The sequence below is a fragment of the Plasticicumulans sp. genome (assembly GCF_035331805.1).
In the GTDB taxonomy this organism is placed as follows: domain Bacteria; phylum Pseudomonadota; class Gammaproteobacteria; order Competibacterales; family Competibacteraceae; genus Plasticicumulans.
In genome coordinates, this window is sequence record NZ_DAOLKE010000068.1 from 1 (window position 1) to 3,773 (window position 3,773).

3 protein-coding genes are annotated in these 3,773 nt (G+C 72.4%); 2 read left to right on the plus strand and 1 reads right to left on the minus strand.

Features of this window, described 5'->3' with window-relative positions; genetic code table 11:
* Nucleotides 1-971 (minus strand): succinyldiaminopimelate transaminase (gene dapC / locus PKE44_RS07130; RefSeq protein ID WP_324549509.1); only part of this gene is annotated, 971 nt, incomplete at its 3' end.
* Nucleotides 972-1,118: 147 nt separating this feature from the next.
* Between dapC and PKE44_RS07135 the strand changes: the two genes are divergently transcribed.
* A complete protein-coding gene (locus PKE44_RS07135) occupies nt 1,119-1,664 on the plus strand; it encodes a L,D-transpeptidase family protein (RefSeq protein WP_324549511.1) in 546 nt (181 codons plus the stop codon).
* An 87-nt stretch (nt 1,665-1,751) separates the two neighbouring features.
* Entirely contained in the window at nt 1,752-3,698 is a 1,947-nt protein-coding gene (recD, locus tag PKE44_RS07140) for an exodeoxyribonuclease V subunit alpha (RefSeq protein WP_324549513.1), read from the plus strand.
* Nucleotides 3,699-3,773: the final 75 nt, after the last annotated feature.

The window sequence follows — 3,773 nt, forward strand, 5'->3', positions numbered from 1 at the left end:
GACACGTCGAGCACCGGGCCGAGCACGTCGAGCACGGCGTCGAGCTTGGCGCGGTACAGCGCACGGTTGGCCTGCACGTGCGCCTCGTCGCCCCAGGCCGCGACGCTCGCCGCCTGCGTGCTGCCGGGCAGCGCGCAGCCGTGATAGGTGCGGTACTGCAGGAAGGCGGCGAGCACGTCGGCATCGCCGGCGACGAAGCCCGAACGCAGGCCGGGCAGGTTCGAGCGTTTCGACAGCGAGTTGAACACCACGCAGCGGCGGTAGTCGTGGCGGCCGAGCCGGGCACAGGCTTCGAGCAGGCCGACCGGCGGCGCGGCTTCGTCGAAGTAGATCTCGGAGTAACACTCGTCGGCGGCGATCACGAAACCGAACTCGTCGGCCTTGTCGATCAGCTTCGCGAGCGTCGCGGCCGGCGTCACGGCGCCGGTCGGGTTGCCGGGCGAGCAGAGATACAGCAACTGGCAGCGCGCCCAGACCTCCTCTGGCACGGCGTCGTAATCGGGCAGGAAGCCGGTTCCGGCCGGTGTGTTCAGGAAGTACGGCTCGGCCCCGGCGAGCAGCGCCGCGCCTTCATAGATCTGATAGAACGGATTCGGCATCAGCACCAGCGGCCGGCCCGCGGCCGTGTCGCTGCGCGCCACCACCGCCTGCGCGAACGCGAACAGCGCCTCGCGCGTGCCGGCCACCGGCAGCACCTGCCGGTCCGCATCGAGTCCCGCCAGCCGGTAGCGGCGCACCGCCCAGTCAGCGATCGCGGCGCGCAGCGCCGGCGTGCCCCGGGTCAGCGGGTAGTTCGACAGCGCACCGAGGTTCGCGACCAGCGCATCGAGCGCGAGCTGCGGCGCCGGATGCTGCGGCTCGCCGATGTACAGCGGGATGTGCGCGAGCCCGTGCGGCGCGTGCAGGCCGGACTTCAGCCGGGCCAGCTTCTCGAACGGATAGGGTTGCAGGCGGTCGAGATCGGGATTCATGCGCGAAGTATCGGTACGGATCGGTCCGGCAAGGGGCGCGGAGTATAAGCCGCGCGGGCGCGGGCACCATAGCCGCGGCCGGCCATGGTATTGTGCGCGCACGCAACAATCCGTTGCTTTGTTGTCGATTATCCAGACTGATACATCATGTCGATTGCACGTCTGCTTTCTGCTGCGGCGCTGGCCGCACTGCTGTCGGCCTGCATGCCGCTGTCCCCGCTGCCGGCCGAAGCGCCCGCCGATGCAACGGCCGTCAGCGGCCGCTTGCCGAAGGCCGATCTCATCCTCGTGAAGAAGTCCGACCGCCGGTTGACGCTGCTGAGAAACGGCAGGGAAATCAAAAGCTACAAGGTTTCGCTCGGCCGCAATCCGGTCGGCCAGAAGGTCGCTGCCGGCGACGGGCGCACGCCCGAAGGCGATTACCTGATCGACTGGCGCAAGCCGGACAGCAAGTTCTACAAGGCGCTGCACATCTCGTATCCGCGCGTCAGCGACCGGCGCACCGCCGAGGAAGCCGGCCGCAACCCCGGTGGCGCGATCATGATCCACGGCCTGCCGAATGACCGGCCGCGCGCGCATCACTATCTGCCGGGCATCGACTGGACCGAGGGCTGCATCGCGGTCACCAACCGCGAGATGGACGAGATCTGGCACTCGGTGCGCGACGGCACGCCGATCCGCATCCTGCCCTGAGGCCGCATCCCGGACCGGCGGCGGCTTGACGGTCCCCGGTGGCCGGTCGAGGCTGAGGCAGTCCTTAGACTGCCGCCGCAACCGCCGATGACCGAGTCCGCTGCCCCTGATACCGATCCGCGCGCGCGGGTCGACGACGAACTCGACCGCCTGCTCGCCGCCGGCGCCATCGGTCCGCTCGATCGCGAGTTTGCGCGCCTGCTCCAGCGCCTCGTTCCGAAGCCGGCGCCACGCGCCGGCCTGCTCGCCGCCGCGCTCGCCAGCCGCCAGATCGGTCTCGGCCATGTCTGCCTGCCGCTGACCGGCTTCGAAGGCTTCCGCCGCCGCCTGCTCGCCGAGGATGAACAGGGCCCGGCGATCTGGGCCCCGGCTGCGGCCGAGTGGATCGAGCGGCTGCGCCGGTGGCCGGCGGTCGGCAGTCCCGGCGAGTTCCGGCCGCTGGTGCTCGATGCGGACGGCCGGCTGTATCTGTACCGCTACTGGCGCTACGAGACCGGGCTGGCGGCGCGGCTGGTGGAGCTTGCGCAGGCGCCGGTGCGCGTCGATGAGCCACGGCTCCGGCAGGGGCTGGACCGGCTGTTTCCGCAGGCGGCCGCGGACGCCGCCGGCCCGGACCTGCAGCGGCTGGCCTGCGCCAATGCGGCGCTCTCCCGGCTCGCACTGATCTGCGGCGGACCCGGCACCGGCAAGACCACGACGCTCGCGAAGCTGCTGGCGCTGCTGCTGATGCACGATGACGACAGCCTGCGCATCCGGCTGGCGGCGCCGACCGGCAAGGCGGCGGCGCGCATGCTCGAAGCGCTGCGCGGTGCCCGCGACCGGCTGGCCGGGCAGCTCGAACCCGCGCTGCTCGCGGCGCTGCCGACCGATGCCTCGACGCTGCACCGGCTGCTCGGCGTGCGTCCGGATTCGACGGCGCGCTTTCGCCACGACGCCGGACATCCGCTCGCGCTCGACGTGCTGGTGATCGACGAGGTGTCGATGGTCGATCTGCCGCTGCTCGCCAAGACTGTCGCCGCGCTGCCGGCGCACGCGCGGCTGATCCTGCTCGGTGACCAGGATCAGCTCGCCTCGGTCGAGGCCGGAGCCGTGCTCGGCGAACTCGGCGCGCAGGCCGGTGCCCCGTCGCCGCAGCGGGCCGCGCAGCTCGCGGCGATCAGCGGCTGCACCATCGAGGCCGATCCCGAACCGCTGCTGCCGCCGCTGCGCGACTGCGTGGCGCTGCTGCGGCGCAGCTACCGCTTCTCCGGCGCCAGCGGCATCGGGGCGCTGGCGCGCGCCGTCAATGCCGGCGATGCCGGGGCCGCGCTCGCGCAGCTCGAAGCCGGCGCCGAAGACCTGCAGTGGTCGCAGGCGACGGCGATCGAGGCGGTGATCGAGCGGGCGCGCAGCGGTTATCGAAGCTATCTGCAGCTGCTCGGCACCGCCGCGGCGGCGCAGGACCCGCAGGCACTGCACGCAGCCTTCGCGCGCTTTCGCGTGCTCGGTGGCCTGCGCAGCGGGGCACTCGGGGTCGAGACGCTGAACGCGCGGCTGGAACGCGAGGCGCGCCGGGCCGCCGGCCGGCCGGACACGGCGCTGTGGTATCCGGGCCGGCCGGTGATGGTGCTGCGCAACGACTACGGCCTGAACCTCTACAACGGCGATATCGGCATCGCCACCGTCGACGCCGAAGGCACGCTCGCCGTGCAGTTCCCGCGGCCCGAGGGCGGCTTCCGCGCACTGCCGGTCGCGCGCCTGCCCGAGCACGAGCCGGTGTTCGCGATGACCGTGCACAAGTCGCAGGGCTCGGAGTACGACGAGGTGCTGCTGGTCGCGCCGCCGGCCGACTCGCCGCTGGCGACGCGCGAACTGCTGTACACGGGCCTGACGCGCGCGCGCGCGCAGCTCGGCATCGTCGCATCCGCAGAGGCGGTCCAGGTCGCCTGCAGCCGGCGCGTCGCGCGGGACTCGGGGCTTGCCGGGCGTCTGGCCGAGGCTGCGGCCGGCACGCTGGTGCAGCCCCCGGGCGTGTCGCCGCGCACGCCCGGCTGATTCCGGATGGCAAGCGCCGGAGGAGGCGCCGTACCGGCGCGCGCTGCCTTCGGCGGTGAGCGGCAGGCGCCGTGT

What these genes read in the sequence shown, in the direction of transcription:
- PKE44_RS07135 (WP_324549511.1), top strand. Translation starts at nt 1,119, where the DNA reads ATGTCGATTGCACGTCTGCTTTCTGCTGCGGCGCTGGCCGCACTGCTG.
- recD (WP_324549513.1), top strand. Translation starts at nt 1,752, where the DNA reads ATGACCGAGTCCGCTGCCCCTGATACCGATCCGCGCGCGCGGGTCGAC.